16 protein-coding genes are annotated in these 16055 nt (G+C 46.0%); 4 read left to right on the top strand and 12 right to left on the bottom strand.

Features of this window, described 5'->3' with window-relative positions:
* Positions 1-46 precede the first annotated feature (46 nt).
* From FFM78_RS09795 to FFM78_RS09740, 12 genes are all read right to left on the bottom strand, one after another.
* On the bottom strand, positions 47-310 hold the full coding sequence (locus tag FFM78_RS09795) for a hypothetical protein (protein ID WP_137638263.1): 264 nt from the start codon (positions 308-310) through the stop codon (positions 47-49).
* A 26-nt stretch (positions 311-336) separates the two neighbouring features.
* Positions 337-1098: a flavodoxin family protein gene (locus tag FFM78_RS09790; RefSeq protein WP_137638262.1), complete on the bottom strand. Its 762-nt coding sequence runs from the start codon at positions 1096-1098 to the stop codon at positions 337-339.
* A 233-nt stretch (positions 1099-1331) separates the two neighbouring features.
* On the bottom strand, positions 1332-1991 hold the full coding sequence (locus FFM78_RS09785) for a response regulator (RefSeq protein WP_137638261.1): 660 nt from the start codon (positions 1989-1991) through the stop codon (positions 1332-1334).
* Positions 1992-2156: 165 nt separating this feature from the next.
* Complete coding sequence (locus FFM78_RS09780; RefSeq protein ID WP_137638260.1) at positions 2157-3185, bottom strand: sensor histidine kinase; 1029 nt, start codon at positions 3183-3185, stop codon at positions 2157-2159.
* A 150-nt stretch (positions 3186-3335) separates the two neighbouring features.
* Complete coding sequence (locus tag FFM78_RS09775) at positions 3336-3773, bottom strand: GAF domain-containing protein (RefSeq protein WP_137638259.1); 438 nt, start codon at positions 3771-3773, stop codon at positions 3336-3338.
* A 110-nt stretch (positions 3774-3883) separates the two neighbouring features.
* Positions 3884-4111: a hypothetical protein gene (locus FFM78_RS09770; RefSeq protein WP_137638258.1), complete on the bottom strand. Its 228-nt coding sequence runs from the start codon at positions 4109-4111 to the stop codon at positions 3884-3886.
* Between the two features lie 16 nt (positions 4112-4127).
* Entirely contained in the window at positions 4128-4694 is a 567-nt protein-coding gene (locus FFM78_RS09765; protein WP_137638257.1) for an NTP transferase domain-containing protein, read from the bottom strand.
* Entirely contained in the window at positions 4681-5163 is a 483-nt protein-coding gene (gene moaC / locus FFM78_RS09760) for a cyclic pyranopterin monophosphate synthase MoaC (RefSeq protein WP_137638256.1), read from the bottom strand. The genes FFM78_RS09765 and moaC overlap by 14 nt, the downstream gene beginning before the upstream one ends.
* Positions 5163-5657 (bottom strand): molybdopterin-guanine dinucleotide biosynthesis protein B, encoded by a 495-nt coding sequence (gene mobB, locus FFM78_RS09755; protein ID WP_137638255.1) that lies wholly within the window; start codon positions 5655-5657, stop codon positions 5163-5165. Before mobB ends, moaC begins: the two co-directional genes overlap by 1 nt.
* On the bottom strand, positions 5636-6856 hold the full coding sequence (locus FFM78_RS09750) for a molybdopterin molybdotransferase MoeA (RefSeq protein WP_137638254.1): 1221 nt from the start codon (positions 6854-6856) through the stop codon (positions 5636-5638). The genes mobB and FFM78_RS09750 overlap by 22 nt, the downstream gene beginning before the upstream one ends.
* A gap of 8 nt (positions 6857-6864) precedes the next feature.
* Positions 6865-7332, bottom strand: a complete 468-nt coding sequence (locus FFM78_RS09745) for a MogA/MoaB family molybdenum cofactor biosynthesis protein (protein ID WP_137638253.1) — start codon at positions 7330-7332, stop codon at positions 6865-6867.
* Complete coding sequence (locus tag FFM78_RS09740) at positions 7329-8357, bottom strand: HesA/MoeB/ThiF family protein (protein ID WP_137638252.1); 1029 nt, start codon at positions 8355-8357, stop codon at positions 7329-7331. The genes FFM78_RS09745 and FFM78_RS09740 overlap by 4 nt, the downstream gene beginning before the upstream one ends.
* A gap of 395 nt (positions 8358-8752) precedes the next feature.
* Between FFM78_RS09740 and FFM78_RS09735 the strand changes: the two genes are divergently transcribed.
* Genes FFM78_RS09735 through narI form a run of 4 tightly spaced genes read left to right on the top strand, consistent with a single transcriptional unit; the run spans position 8753 to position 15234 of the window.
* Positions 8753-12421, top strand: coding sequence for a nitrate reductase subunit alpha (locus tag FFM78_RS09735; protein ID WP_171001872.1), 3669 nt, complete (start codon positions 8753-8755; stop codon positions 12419-12421).
* Positions 12411-13970 (top strand): nitrate reductase subunit beta, encoded by a 1560-nt coding sequence (narH, locus tag FFM78_RS09730; protein WP_137638250.1) that lies wholly within the window; start codon positions 12411-12413, stop codon positions 13968-13970. Before FFM78_RS09735 ends, narH begins: the two co-directional genes overlap by 11 nt.
* Positions 13963-14535: a nitrate reductase molybdenum cofactor assembly chaperone gene (gene narJ, locus FFM78_RS09725; RefSeq protein ID WP_137638249.1), complete on the top strand. Its 573-nt coding sequence runs from the start codon at positions 13963-13965 to the stop codon at positions 14533-14535. The genes narH and narJ overlap by 8 nt, the downstream gene beginning before the upstream one ends.
* On the top strand, positions 14536-15234 hold the full coding sequence (narI, locus tag FFM78_RS09720; RefSeq protein WP_137638248.1) for a respiratory nitrate reductase subunit gamma: 699 nt from the start codon (positions 14536-14538) through the stop codon (positions 15232-15234).
* Positions 15235-16055 lie beyond the last annotated feature (821 nt).

Below are 16055 nucleotides of genomic sequence, written 5' to 3'. Positions count from 1 at the left end.
GTCCTTCTGTAGGGTACCAGTCAGCGCACCGGCTGACAAGTCTAAATTATGCTTCGGTTTGTTGATGCGCCGTTAAAAATTCTTCACCGGCTTTGGTTAAGCTAGCGTGGCGGAGATCAATACTAGCCACAGGCCGGTTGGTGCTATCTTCGACGAAGGCATCCGCTAATAATTTTTCTTGGACTGCGTAATGAGTGGTTTGGTACAACATTGATTCTGGATTGATACTACGCGCTTCACGAAAGCGATGATGGGAAACATCCGTTAAAATACCGATCAGTTCTTCAGTGCGACTAACATTGTGAGCCATGAATTTTACCTACTTTCTATATTAGATCAACGACGACGATGACGCAAAAAAGTGAAAAAATGAAGTAAACTAGCTAGTAAAACGTAGAAAATAATCACGAAAGTGGCGTAGGTGATCCAAAATTGACCGTTGGCGAAAACGTTGAAGAGCAATTGTTGTAAACCCATCGTCACTAAAGCCATTACGGCGATCATGCCAAATAATTGTATGTATCGTTTCACGGTGTTGTCATCCTTTTTTTGTTTAGTGGCCAATTTAGCACCCCAACGGGTACACAAAGCTAATTTTTGGGGATTAGGTTGATGCTGTTGCCAAGTTCCGGTACCCACGATTTCACCGACTTTGATCAATCCTGCGCCGGTCAGCACCCGGTCGATCGTTTTAAACGTATCATCAGTGATACCGACAAAAAAGTTTTCTAAACTAGATTGAAAACAGGTGGTAAGGGCTAAATAATGCTTATTTTTAAATTGGCCGGGTAATGTGTCAGCGGCCTTAGTCATGCGAACCATTCGTGGCCGCATACAATCAAAGAAGTTTTTCATAGTGCCTGCTAAAGCACCCCAATAAGTCGGTGCTGCGATGATCCAAAGATCACTAGCCTGTAATTTAGCTTCTAGCTGATCCAAAACTGGATTAGGTTGGCCGGTATCCGGTTCAATAGCGTAGTCGGCTAGGTAGAGTAACTCGTAGTCAACCGCGGTTGGTAAGCCTTTGGCAGTGGCAGCCAAATACTGTGCGGTTAAACCGTCACGCTTATGGGCGCCTAGTATCCCTAAAACTTTCACGGTGAATGTGTTCCTCCTGCGCATCAGTTGGCGTTATTCACTGCCAAATGATGCCTTAAATTATGTAAAAGGGACTGAGACGTAAGTCAATTATGTCGCGGTTCCTTGTTTATTCTTCCGAATATTGGCGTTAAAGTGTGCCGTGTCTGCCAATTGTTGGGGGCACGACCCGCTAATTTCTATGATAATAATGATGTGGTCCGGCTACCATTAGGGTTTTACCCCAAAAGTGATCAAAAATCGACTAAACCGTGGTGAAGAGCATAGTGAACTAGATCAACCCGATTTTTAAAACCAAGTTTGCGGTTGATGCTTGCCTTGTGTGCTTCAACTGTTTTGATCGAAATATAGAGCTTTTTAGCAATTTCTTTATTTGAATAGCCGAGCGCGATCAGTGGTAAAACTTCACGTTCACGGCCAGATAAGTCTGAATAACCCTCGATCTTAACGTTGACGTCGTTATCTTTTGAATTAATTTCGGCAACATCATTTTTAGTCAAAATAATGTTCTGATCCACATAGGTTTGGTGGTTAGCGACCGCCTTTAATGCACTGAGTAGTTCAGTATCAGGTGAACTTTTTAAGACATAAGAATCCGCGCCGTTTTGCATGGCCCGATCGATGTAGTCTTGCTCTTCGTGCATTGACAGAATAACGATACCGACTTTTGGAAAGCGGTCGTGGATCCGTTGCGTAGTGATCAAACCATTCTCACCAGGTGGCATATTTAAATCCAGCACGATCAAGTCAACACCAGCGCGCTCAACTTCAAAGAAGGCTTCATTGCCACTAGCCGCTTGGGCAACAACTTGAAAGTTGGGCTGCTGATTGATGAGGAATGACAGACCGCTGCGCACGATGGCGTGGTCATCGGCGATCAAGACTTTATACAAGCGCGGTCCCCCCTGTTCATAATATAGGATAAAGTTTCGTACCGAAACTTAGATTTTCTCGACGGATGACCTTCCTCGCTAAGTCGCGCTGGGCGCGACAAGTCGGAGAGGCTCCTGTTCATAATATAGAATAAAGTTTTGGTGCACGGTTCAGTGCATGGCCCGTTAGGCGATCGGAAAACTAGCCGTCACGGTGGTGCCGCTACCTTTTTCTGATTTGATCTGAAAGGTACCGTGCAGTGACTTGACTCGTTCATTCATATTCAATAAACCAAGTGAGTGGCCATTAAAGCTGACATGTTCTTTAACGTTAAAGCCGGTACCATCGTCGATGATCTCTAAGCTGATCTCGTGTTCATGGGCAACTAAAATCAGATTGATCTCGTTAGCCTCCGCATGTTTGATCGCATTAGTCATGGCTTCCTGAGCAATGCGGTAAAGAACGGTTTGTACGTCTTCGGACAGTTTCAACTCAGCAATATCGTGTGCCACGACAATGATCTCGATCCCGGTATTTTCTTCTAAACGTTTAGCCAACGCCTTTAAGGCCGCCGGTAAGCCAAAACTATCAAGCACAGATGGCCGGATATCTAGGGCCATTCCTTTGATTTCTTGTAAGGTCGCGTAAAGTTGACTTTCGATCAACTTGGTTTGGTGCGCAAAAGCAGTCGGGTCCGCTTGCGCCATTGTTGATTCTAAATGGCGGACACCCATGATCGACGAATAAACGCCTTGGGCAATACTATCGTGCAGATCCTGCGACAAGCGTTTACGTTCTTCTTCGTGCGCCCGGTTGACGTATTGTACTAGTTTGCGTTGCTGGGCTAATTGATCAACTCGTTGTAGTAAGTCATTGCTTTTCAACGTCAACGAATAGACTTTTTTAGCAGCATCCAGTTCAGAATAGACTAAGAAAAAAGATAGCGGGTGTCCGTCTTTGACCGGTAAGGTAAAGGGAATCGCCGGTTTGGCTTGATCTAACGCGGCACAATTAAAGCAATCATCCGTACGGGAGCTTTGTTGCTGGACAACGCTGTTCATTAATTTAGTAATATAGGCAGTGCTCAACGCATAGTCAGCTTGCAGCGTCCGGGCGGCATAATTGCTCACTAGCAGTTGATCATCGCGAAAAATGAAGATCGCATCTGGGGCTTCATTGAAATTCTTTTCGACCCAACTAACAGATTCTAACATGGCTATCACCTCGAAACTTAACAGTTACTATCATACCAGATTGGCGAAGCGCTTTCAGCTTCTTTGCTCCGCACCGGCACCTTGGGTCATAACAAAAAGATGGTATAAAAAAAGTGACAAGGAGCTCCTTGTCACGTGATGAATCGTGATTTACTGGAATGGTTGTAAATATTCCTGCAGCACGTGACCGGAGTGAGCAGTGACTCTTTGTTGCTGCCGGTAACCAGCCAGCAAAACGCCGCTAACGAGATGATCTTGATCAAAGATCGGTACTGCAACCGCACTAGTCAGCTGTTCGATCAGCGTGATCGGTTGCGACATATAACCTGCGTACTGATGATGCGCAAGATCATTTTCCAAAAACGGTTCGCCAGTACGTATGACTAAACCGGCGATCCCGATCCCGCTGCGCAAAATGATTTTTCGAAAGCGTTGGCTAGTATTGCCAGCCGCATAACGCCAATGGATTTTGCGCCAGCTCGTGGTATCTTGCAAAGCGATGCCGACAAAATCGAAATCTTCCTGCTGGTAGATCGTCCGCACAAGTTCTTGGTAAGCCAAGTCGGCGGCGAGTTTTTTGTCACCCATAACAGTGTCACTCCTCTCTGAGTATAGCATAATCTGGTCATGAATTTACGCTAGAGTTAGATTTAAATTACTAAAATGTCAAAAAAAGCTGGATTTTTTTATAAAATAAGTTATTTTTTTGTTTCTAAAAATTGTTTATAGTGATCGTAATCTTCACGAACAGGTTGAATTTGTTGTTCTAACTTTTCAATGGCTTCATCCTGCTCCAAAGTCCGTAAGTCGGCACGTTGATCCGCAATTTCATTTTCTAAAAGCGTTCGGCGAATGCGGAGGTCCATCAAAGCAATATTAAGCAGTTTCTGAAAATCGGCTGGAGCCATATCATCTTTACTGAGCATAAGTTCACGTCCTTGATTATTTTAGTTGGTTCAAATTGGTCAACGCGGTGGTGGGCGCCACTAGTAACGGCTGACAACCGGCAACAGCAACGATAAAAGTTTGCAACCGGCGCTGACCGCTGGTTAAAAATTGCCGCACGGCAACCTGCGTAGTCGTAAAATGGGCCAAGGTATAGTGGGCCTGGGTGGCAGTAGCAAGGAAACATTGCGGTCGCTGTGCTAACTGTCTTAATAAGGTGCCGGTCAAATATGGATAATCGGTGGCTAACAAAAGGTAGTCGTGTTGTTGTGGCTGCTGCGCAGTAACCGCAAAGAGCCCACCTAAAGGTCCGCAATCACGAAAAGGGGGTTGATCAACACAAATATGGACCCGCTGCTCAGCTGCAAATAGTTGGCGTAACGCCGCAGCATTTGTCAGGTTGGCCGCTACAAAAACAGTAGCTGTCAGCGGTAATAGTTTTTGAACCGCTAAAACGGCGTTAGATCGCGGTTGATCAGGTAATTGTGTTAAGGCCTTATCGTGACCGAAACGGCGCGAACGGCCGCCGGCCAAAACAATCCCGAGCGGTTTAGTTTTCACCATGGTAAGTAAAATGGCCGCTTTTACCGCCATCTTTTTCCAATAAATGGACATTGTTGATGACCATGCCGCGATCAATCGCTTTGCACATGTCGTAGATCGTCAATAAGCTGATCTGACAAGCCGTCAGCGCCTCGATCTCCACGCCAGTGACGTGCTTGGTTTTAACAGTGACCACCGCCGTGATCGTATCCTGATCGTTGTCGCTAAAATGAATATCGACGCCAGTTAACGGAATCAGATGGCACATTGGAACTAAATTGCTAGTTTGCTTAGCGGCCATGATGCCGGCCACCTGAGCCACGGCCAGTACATCGCCTTTTTTCATAGTACCGGCGTGGATGCGCGCCAAAGTTGCTGGGTGCATGGTGATCTGCCCGGTGGCTTTAGCAGTACGGGCGGTGACGGCTTTAGCGGTGACATCCACCATCCGCGCCCGATTTTGATCGTTAAAATGAGTGAGTTCAGCCATTAGATCCCTACTTTCTGTAAATAAGCGGTAAACCAAGCTTGGCGCTGAGCCGCAGTGCGAAAATCTAGGCAACCACTGAATTCTGGTGTGTGTAAGCTGGCGTAAGCACTGATCTGGGTCAAGGTTGCAAAATCAGCCGGGCGTTCACCGGGGCGCAATAAGATCAGTTTCGGATAAGCTGCAGTTTTGAACCCTTCCAGCAGGCAAAATTGACCCGGTTGGGCGTAAGTAGCGATCAATTGTTGGGCACTAGGCAGCTGCGGCAACTGTTGATGCACCATAACGGCCTGATCGGTGGCCAGTAAAACAGTTTGCGCACCAGCGGCGCTAAATGCGGCGGTATCCGTACCTAGTTGATCCATTTGGGCGTGATGGGCGTCATGTTTAAGTACACACACGGGCTGCTTACGTTGTTGAAGGACAGCTAAAAAATCGCGTAACGTTGTGGTTTTACCACTTTTCTTAAATCCGACTACTTGAAGGGGAGCAACCATGTTTCCACCTCAGCATTAAGCGGCAAGGGATCGTGACTATGCGGAATTTTAAATAGACAAGTTGTGGATTGCAGATTGCCTAAAGCCCCGGAAACATCACTGCCGTTTAAATGGACCTGATAGCCGCCAGCGCTTTGTTCGTAATGACCGCGTAGGACTTTATCGTACCCGTTGGTTTTAGGGTAGATCACACTTAGGGTTGCGGTTACCTTTTGACACCGAGAAGGGCGACCGACGAAGCGCCGTAGGATTGGTTCAGCGAATAAATAAAAACCAGTATAGCAGGCGCCAGGGTTACCAGACAAGGCAATGATTAAGGTGTCATGATCGACAAAGGCGGTCGTGACACTACCTGGCCGCATTTTAAGTTTATTAAATAGCAATTGATCAGAATCGCGGGCGGCTGTGGCCAGATAATCAAAATCGCCAACGGAAACACCGCCATCGGTGATCACAAGATCATTGCTGCGCTGCAAGCGTTCCAAGTTAGCTTGCAATAACTTGTAATCATCGATTAATTGGATGGTTTCGGTGACAACGGCGCCACTTTCGGCCACTAAATTAGCAATTAATGGGCCATTACTATTGAAAATCTTGCCTGGTTGCGGCTGGGCACCAGCTTGCAGTAATTCGGTGCCGGTGGTGATGATCGCGACCCGCGGTTGGCGGTAAACCTTGACTTCAGTGGCACCAAACGCGGCGAGCAAACTAAGGCCGCCTGGATTAAGCTCGGTACCAGCGGCGATCAGTAAATCACCAGCTTTGAATTCAGAACCAACTGGGGTAATGTTATCACGCTTGGCGCTGACCATAATTTTAACTTGATCAGGGTGACCAGGTACTACACGTGTTTGTTCCAACATGATCACTTTGGCGGCATTGGCCGGGACAAAGGCCCCCGTCATGATCCGGGCAGTTTCATTTTCCGTTAGGTCCCGGTCGAAGGTGGCGCCTGCTTGGATCTCACCAGCTACGGTGAATACTTTGGGGAAATCTGTATCGTCAGCAGCACGAATAGCGTAACCATCGTAACCAGAACGACGAAAATTCGGGTAATCGTATGCCGCAGTGATATTTTCCGCCAGTACGCGGTGATTAGCGTTGGCGAGGGGGATCGTTTCAACTTGTTGTGGCAGGTCCAAGGCCGCTAATTTGGCTTGGGCTTCTTCTAACGTGATCGGTTTGCGACGTTCTAACATTTAATGACCTACTTTCTTCTTTCAAATAACAAATGTTTCAGTTCAGGTAAAATCAATTGCTGCAGCGCGGTTTGACAGGCATTGGTCGAGCCAGGCAATACGAAGCAGAGTTGCTCGCGAACATTGAAGCCAGCTAAGGCGCGGGAGGCTAAGGCGTGGGTGCCGATCTCCGCGAAGCTGATTTGGCGGAATTGTTCACCAAAACCGGGGATGGTCACTGGTAATAGGGGTTCTAAGGCGTTAAAAGTCACGTCACGGCGTGCAATGCCAGTACCACCATTGGTGATGATCAGATCAGGAGCTGTTTGTTCCAGTTGGAGAAAGGCGCTTTGGATAGCCACAATATCGTCAGGGACGACTAAACGCTGACTAACCGTTAGGCCAGCAGCAACTAGTGTGGCCGCAATGGTCTGACCGCTTTTATCGCTGGTCAACGTGCGCGTGTCACTGATCGTTAAAATAGTCGCAGTTGTCAATTGAGCTGGCCTTCTTTCTGGGCGGTTTTTAGTAGTTGCCACAATGCGCGGTAATGCAGTTGTGCCTGTGCTTGTTCCAGTTGGTAAAGTTGTACTTTACCGGTTTTGAAATAAGTAGTAGGCGCCCCTTGCCAAGCAAAGGTCACCATACTAGGTGTTTGCTGGTAGGCAATTTTTTGTGCGGCCAAGGTAGCAGTCACAGCAGCGATGCTGCGCGTTTGTGGTAAATAAACTGACCAAGCCTGACTGCCACACAGACGGCGCAACAACGTTTTATCATTTAAGGAAATATTAACTTGTGTATGTTGGCATACCGGACAAGTGGGCCGCTTTTTGACTTGAAAGTTGTGTTGGCTTGGCGGCCAACAACTGACTGTGGTCAGCTGATCGAAGGGGCCAGTGCCACTAACTAGGTAATGTAGCGCCAAAGCAATTTGCAAGCCGGAAACTAAGGGGATCAGCGGGGTCACCACACCTAAAATATCGCAGTCGCGTTCCTTTAATTGGGTGATGTTGGGGAAAACGCAATTTAAGCACGGGCCTTTGCTAGGATCCAACAACATTAATTGTCCGGAAACCCCAGCACAAGCCGCAAAAATAAAGGGGAACTGTTGATTCAGCGCTAGCCGATTCAACATATCGCGCACGCTAAAATTATCGCTGCAGTCCAAGGCTAAAGTCAGCGGCTTCATTTGTGCCAATAATTCTGGTCGTAATTCAACGGGGAAAACCTGGATGGTCACGTGATGATTGATTCGCCGCAACTTAGCCGCTGCAGCATCAACTTTAAATCGGCTGTTGGCGGCATCAGCTTCGGTGAACAAACTTTGGCGCTGTAAGTTAGTGACGCTGACGGTATCGGGATCGACTAGGTACAGCGTGCCCACGCCAGCGCGTACTAATTGTTCCGCGGCGTAAGTGCCTAGTGCACCGCAACCGACGACTAAAATCGTGCTGGCGCTGATCTTGGCCTGACCAGCGGCGCCAATTTGTTTGACCCGCATTTGCCGATCATAACGTTCCATCGCTAAATTCTCCTTCCATTGATCGTACTCATGAAAAAATACTAAAACTAGATTATTGCTGATCCTAAAAGCGCTACTGGAAGCGAGACGCTTCAGCACTCTTATTTTTCGTAAAAACATCTATAATTTTCGTAAAATTCGGGCAATTCCCTAATCGCAGTATAGCATTAGAAATGATATTGTGAATATTAGGGAAAAGTCCTAGTTTTATGCGCAACTTTTGCCGAAGAAATTAGTTTGAAGTGTTGATTATATTTGGTCATAAAGTAGTTGAAATTAAAAATTTAGTGAAACGTGTTGCAAAAGCGGATCGTAACGTCTAGCTACATTAGGCGATACTCCATAAGGTAAGCGCTTTTTGTAACACACTAGTTCTGGAAGGGACGTGAGGTATCGTGAAATCTCGCTTTTTTAAACAAGTCGAGAAATTTAACGGCAGTTTTACACAGCTGGAAGAAAATAATCGCCGCTGGGAAAAATTGTACAAGCAGCGCTGGGCACATGATAAAGTTGTGCGCACAACTCATGGGGTCAACTGTACTGGCTCGTGTAGTTGGAATGTTTACGTCAAGCAGGGCATCATTACTTGGGAACATCAGGCAACTGATTACCCATCATGTGGGCCGAATATGCCGGAATTTGAACCACGGGGCTGTCCGCGTGGCGCTAGTTTTTCGTGGTACGAGTATAGCCCAGTCCGGATCAAATATCCCTATATTCGTGGCAAGTTGTGGCAATTGTGGACAGAAGCTAAGAAAAATACCGGCGATCCTGTTGCTGCTTGGGCAAGCATCGTTGAGGATAAAGAAAAGACAAAATATTATAAAAGCGCCCGTGGTCATGGTGGCTTAGTCCGTGTGCATTGGAATGAAGCCTTAGAACTGATCTCCACGATGCTAATTTATACGCTGAAAAAATACGGCCCTGATCGGATCGCTGGTTTTTCACCGATCCCAGCAATGTCGATGATCAGTTACGCTTCCGGCGCCCGCTTCCTGTCCTTACTGGGATCGGAAATGTTAAGCTTCTACGATTGGTACGCCGATCTACCGCCGGCTTCACCACAAGTTTGGGGTGAACAAACAGACGTGCCGGAATCCAGTGATTGGTACAATAGCCAATACATTATGATGTGGGGCTCCAACGTACCGTTGACCCGGACACCTGATGCTCATTTCATGACTGAAGCCCGTTATCATGGGGCTAAAATTGTTGCCGTCAGCCCCGATTATGCGGAAAACGTTAAATTTGCCGATAACTGGTTGGCGCCACATCCTGGTACTGACGCCGCTTTGGCGCAAGGGATGACCCACGTTATTTTAAATGAATATTATCAAAAGCGGCAAGAACCGCAATTTGTTAATTACGCCAAGCAATTTACCGATCTACCATTCTTAGTTTTCTTAGACCCTAGCGCGGCCAATGACAGCCACTTTACTTCAGGCCGCTTTGTGCGGATCAGCGATTTGAATAATGATGAAGTCGCTAACGCTGAATGGAAACCGGTGGTCTGGGATCAAAATACCCAACAGATCGTGGTGCCAAACGGAACAGTCGGTCAACGGTGGGAAGATAATCGCCAGTGGAATTTGACCTTAAAGGATGATGCCGGCAACAAAATCGACCCTGAATTAAGTGTTGGTGCCGACAGTGAGAACGTCGTTGTTGATTTTCCAGTATTTGATCAGCAAGGTAATGGCGTCTTACCGCGGCATTTACCGGTTCGTTCGATTACATTGGCTAACGGCCAGCAAAAGTTAGTCACCACTGTTTATGATCTAATGATGAGCCAATACGGCATCAAGCGCACCGCCGATGATGATTTAGCGGCGCAAGGTTACGATGATGCGGCTAGTATTTATTCACCAGCATGGCAGGAAGCCGTCACTGGCGTTAAGCAAAGCTTAGTTGTTCAGATCGCCTGTGAATTTGCCCAAAACGCCATTGATACAGGTGGTAAATCAATGGTGATCATGGGCGCCGGCATCAATCACTGGTTCAATAGTGATATGAATTACCGGACGATCATTAACATGTTGCTTTTGTGCGGCTGTGAAGGTGTTTCTGGTGGTGGCTGGGCCCATTATGTTGGCCAAGAAAAACTGCGGCCAGCGGAAGGCTGGGCCACGATCGCCTTTGCCAACGACTGGCAACCTGGTGGTGCGCGCCAACAAAACGGTACGTCCTTCTTCTACTTTGCCAGTGATCAATGGAAGTACGATGAACTAGATAACCGAGCGCTGAAATCACCCGTTAAAAAGGTGAAACACAGCTATGATCATCCCGCCGACTATAACCAAATGGCGATCCGGCTTGGTTGGTTGCCAGGTTATCCAGAATTCGATCGTAATTCGTTAAGCTTCACTGAACAGTACAACACGACCGATATTGCGACCATCAGTAAAAAAGTGGTCAGCGAGCTAAAGTCGGGTGACTTGCATTTTGCGGCCGAAGATCCTGATGCGCCGCAAAATCAGCCAAAGGCGATGTTTGTTTGGCGGTCTAACTTATTTGCTTCCTCTGGTAAAGGTCAAGAATATTTCATGAAACACCTGCTTGGTGCTGAAAATGGCTTGCTGGCTAAAAGTAACGACAACTTTAAACCAACGCAAATGAAATGGAATGACCAAACGGTTGAAGGTAAATTAGATTTGCTGGTTTCGTTAGATTTTCGGATGGTCACCACACCACTTTATGCAGACGTGGTGTTGCCCGCCGCTACTTGGTACGAAAAGGAAGACTTGTCTTCAACGGATATGCATCCCTTTATCCATCCATTTAATGCCGCAGTTAGTCCATTATGGGAATCTAAGAGTGACTGGCAGACCTTTGCCGCAATTGCCCGTAAATTCTCAACGATGGCGGCTAAATACATGCCGGAACCAGTCTATGATTTGAAGACGCAGCCATTAGGACATGACTCGAAGGCGGAAATTTCGCAGCCATTAGGTGAGATCAAAGATTGGAAATACGGTGAGATCGAACCAATTCCTGGTAAGACGATGCCAAGCTTGTCCTTAGTCAAACGTGATTACACGCAAGTTTATAACAAGTATGTGGCGTTAGGGCCTCACGCTGATGGTAATGTTGGTGCAACTGGTTATTCGTATAGCGTTAAGCCAGAATATGCTGAATTGCGTGATCGTAATTCGGTTTGGGATGATGGGATCAATGCTGATTGTCCGAAACTTGATCAAGATAAAAAAGTTGCGGAAGCCGTATTGCTGTTGTCCAGTGCAACCAATGGCCACGTGGCCCAACGTGCATGGGCGGACGCAGAAGCTAAAACTGGCCGCAAATTACAAGATATTAGCGCAGGGCGAGCGGAAGAAAAGATCACCTTTAAGGCAATCACCACCGAACCGCGGGAGGCGATCCCAACCCCTGTTTTCAGTAGCTCGAAGCATGATGGTGATCGTTATTCACCATTTACCTTGAATATTGAACGGTTAGTGCCGTTTCGGACTTTGACCGGCCGGCAACAATTCTATTTGGATCATGAAACCTTCCAGGAGTATGGCGAAGAATTAGCAACGTATAAACCGACCCTGCCACCGACAGTGATGGGACCTAAAGATACCAAGATCACGCCGGATGCCAATGAGTTGACCTTACGTTACATGACACCGCATGGTAAGTGGAATATTCACACGATGTACTACGATAACTTAGAAATGTTAACGTTATTCCGTGGCGGTCCAAATGTTTGGCTGAGCCCGCTAGATGCTGATAAGATCGGCATTAAAGATAACGATTGGTTGGAACTTTACAATCGTAACGGCGTTGTTACTGCGCGAGCGGTGGTCAGTCACCGGATGCCAGAAGGCTCGATGTATATGTACCATGCACAAGACATGGAAATTCAGGAACCTTTGTCGATCATTACCGGCAATCGCGGCGGTAGCCATAACGCGCCAACGCAGATCCACATTAAGCCAACACAAATGGTGGGAGGCTATGCGCAATTGAGTTACGGGTTTAATTATTATGGCCCGATCGGGAACCAACGTGATCTTTACGTTAACGTCAGAAAATTAAAGAAGGTGAACTGGAATGAGGATTAAAGCGCAAATCGGCATGGTATTAAACCTTGATAAATGTATCGGCTGCCATACCTGTTCGGTCACGTGTAAAAATACTTGGACCAACCGCCCTGGTGCCGAATATATGTGGTTTAACAATGTTGAAACTAAACCTGGGGTTGGTTACCCGAAACGTTGGGAAGACGAGAGCCACTATCATGGTGGCTGGGAACTTAACAGCAAAGGCAAATTACAATTAAAGGCCGGCAACAAATTAAACAAAATTGCTTTAGGTAAGATCTTTTACAATCCCGACATGCCAGAATTAGATGATTATTATGAACCTTGGACCTATGATTACCAAACGCTATTTGGCCCGGAAAAGAAACATCAGCCAGTAGCACGCGCTAAATCACAGATCACTGGTGAATATATGGACCTAAAAAACGGCCCCAACTGGGATGATGATTTGGCAGGTTCACCAAACACATTTGATCAAGACCCTAATATGCAAAAAATTGAAACGGATATTAAGGCTAACTTTGAACAAGCCTTCATGATGTACTTACCACGTTTATGTGAACATTGTTTAAACGCACCTTGTGTCGCTTCGTGCCCATCTGGCGCCATGTATAAACGGGATGAAGATGGTATCGTCTTAGTCGATCAAGAACGTTGTCGTGGTTGGCGTTTTTGCATGACCGGCTGCCCGTATAAGAAGGTTTACTTCAACTGGCGGACTAATAAAGCCGAAAAATGTACCTTCTGTTATCCGCGGATCGAAGAAGGGATGCCGACCGTTTGTGCGGAAACTTGTGTTGGCCGGATTCGCTATATTGGTGTGATGTTATACGATGCTGATCGCGTAGCAGAGGCCGCTGAAGAACCTGATGATTCTAAATTATACGAAAGTCAACTCAGTTTGTTCTTAGACCCTAACGATCCGAAAATTATTGACCAAGCTTACGCTGATGGTATCAGTGATGAAATGATCACTGCGGCGCAAAACTCACCGATCTACCGGATGGCAGTCAAAGAAAAAATTGCCTTTCCGTTACATCCTGAATACCGGACCATGCCAATGGTTTGGTATGTGCCACCGTTGTCACCGATCATGAACTACTTTGAAGGCCGCGATTCGATCAAGGATCCAGAAATGATTTTCCCTGGGATCGATGAAATGCGAATCCCAGTTGATTATTTAGCTAGCCTGTTGACCGGTGGTAATCGGATCGCGATCAAGTCGGCGTTGTACAAATTAGCGATGATGCGGCTGTATATGCGGGCTCGCACCAGCGGTAAAGATTTTGATGTAGAAAAATTAGCGCGGGTTGATTTGACTGAACGCAGTGCTACGTCCCTATACCGGCTGTTGGCGATCGCTAAATATGAAGATCGCTTCGTAATTCCGACTAACCATAAGGAACAAGTTGAAGATGGTTATGATGAACAAGGGACATTAGGCTACGATGAATGCCAAGGCTGCAGCCTAGCACCACAGCACAGCAGCATGTTCCGCAAGGCAGAAGCCGGTAAATCAACGGCAGAAATTTATGCTGAAACATTCTATGGGGGGATCTGGCGTGATTAATATTGAACGCGTGGACCAATTGCGGCCCGGCTTCGTTTACTTTTCGCACTGGCTAGATTATCCCAGCGCTGAATTATTACAGCCAACGTTAGTCGCTGATTTTACCCGCGATTATCCGAAAACACCGCATAAAGCGGCACTGGTTGCCTGGATCAAGCAATTACAGCAAAAATCATTATTTGACTTACAGCAAGAATATTCCAATCTTTTCGACTTAAATAAACGCTTTACACTATATTTAAGCTACTACCGCTATCAGGATTCACGGGAACGTGGCCAACTGTTAGCAAAACTGAAGATGTTGTACGAAATGTTTGGCGTCGCTGTTGATAGTGACGAACTAGCTGATTATTTTCCGTTGATGTTGGAATTCTTGACCTATGGTAAGTGGGATCAAGATGCTCGACAGCAAGATATCGGTTTGGTGTTCCAAGTTATTGAAGACGGCACCTACAACCTATTGAAAAATGAAGCTGAATATGCTGGGGAAGCTTATCTGGAATTGATTCGCCTACTCCGGCAAGAATTCAGATCCTGCATCGTCGCACAACAGGAGGTGTCATAGATGATTGCGAGCCATCCGTTTCAATTTTTCTTGTGGAGTGTTTATCCTTATCTGATGCTGGGGTCGTTTGTCTTCGGCACGATCATCCGCTTTGCCTTTTTCCACCCAACGGTCACCGCTAAATCCAGTGAATTGTTGGAAAAAAAGACCTTGATGATCGGTAGTATTATGTTTCATGTCGGCATTATCGGCGTGTTCTTTGGTCACATTATGGGGGTGCTGATCCCTAAATCGTGGACCGCGGCACTGGGGATCACTGATGAATTTTACCACCATGTGATCGCCGTTCCGGCCGGTGCGTTTTTCGGTATTCTAGCTACCGTCGGCGTTTATATTCTTTGCTTCCGCCGCTTCCATGATCATCGGGTATTCCATGCTAGCTCGACCGGTGATCTACTTGTGATCGTCGCCTTGACGGCGGAGATCACGTTGGGGATGCTATCGTCCTTTGTTTCGGGACCGTTGAATCCTAGCTTTAATTACCGGGATACATTGGCGGTTTGGGCGCGGCAGATCTTCATGTTCCATCCTGATTTTCGGCTGATGCTGCAAACGCCATTGCTGTATAAGTGCCACGTGATCTTCGGCTTTATGATCTTCGGTGCTTTCCCGTATACACGTTTGGTACACGCCTTAGCCTTGCCATGGCAGTATGTTTACCGGCGGTTCATCGTGTATCGGCGGCGGCCACAGATTTAAAAGTGTGGTACGTTAAACAATAAGTAGTGGAGTAGGACTTAAGTGGTAGTTGTTAATTTTCTTTTCTGTAAAATACAGAAGAAGGAAATTAGCAGCTATTTTTATACAGTTTCTGAAAAAACATTTTTTTATAAAAGCAGCTCATTTTGAATTCTCAAAAATAGGCTAGTAGCTAAAGTGGCGAATAATATGTTAACTGCAGCGATTCCAACTCACTGTCTTATGTTTATGAAAAGATAATTAAATTTCTCCTTGATTTATAATTATAACTAAGCTATTATTATCACTAAGTTTTAATAAGAATAAATTTAATAATATTAGCGATGATGAGAAGAGTAAGTCTTAGCATAATCACACAGCGACTGTCGTCAGTGAAAGGGCAGAGATTATATAAGACTGAATATGAGCTCTGAGCAGTGGTGACTGGTGAAAGCTAGGTACTCGTGAGGATACGATATAGTCCCAGACATAGTTTGTTTTGTGTTGTTGAGGCTATATTTTTATAGTAAATAAGGGTGGTACCACGATAAATCGTCCCTACGTAATTTTTACGTAGGGGTGATTTTTTTTTATCATTATTTAATGAAAGGCGGATTATGAAGAAACCGGATATACGGAAAAATTAGTTTAATCAAAACGTGTCTTCAAAAAAATAAGTAAATCGGTCAGATGAAAAACATATTTTTTGGACACATTTTATCCCTACCTAAATTTAAGGCAATACGTGTGGTGCTAGTTTGTAACATTTAGAAATTTAACAAAAAAGTCCAACCCAGTTAGACTCATAAGTGACAAAACTTAAAAGGAGTAATAACTGTGTT

Source organism: Loigolactobacillus binensis (assembly GCF_005405165.1).
GTDB classification, from domain to species: domain Bacteria; phylum Bacillota; class Bacilli; order Lactobacillales; family Lactobacillaceae; genus Loigolactobacillus; species Loigolactobacillus binensis.
This window is presented reverse-complemented; position numbering and strand designations above follow the sequence as displayed.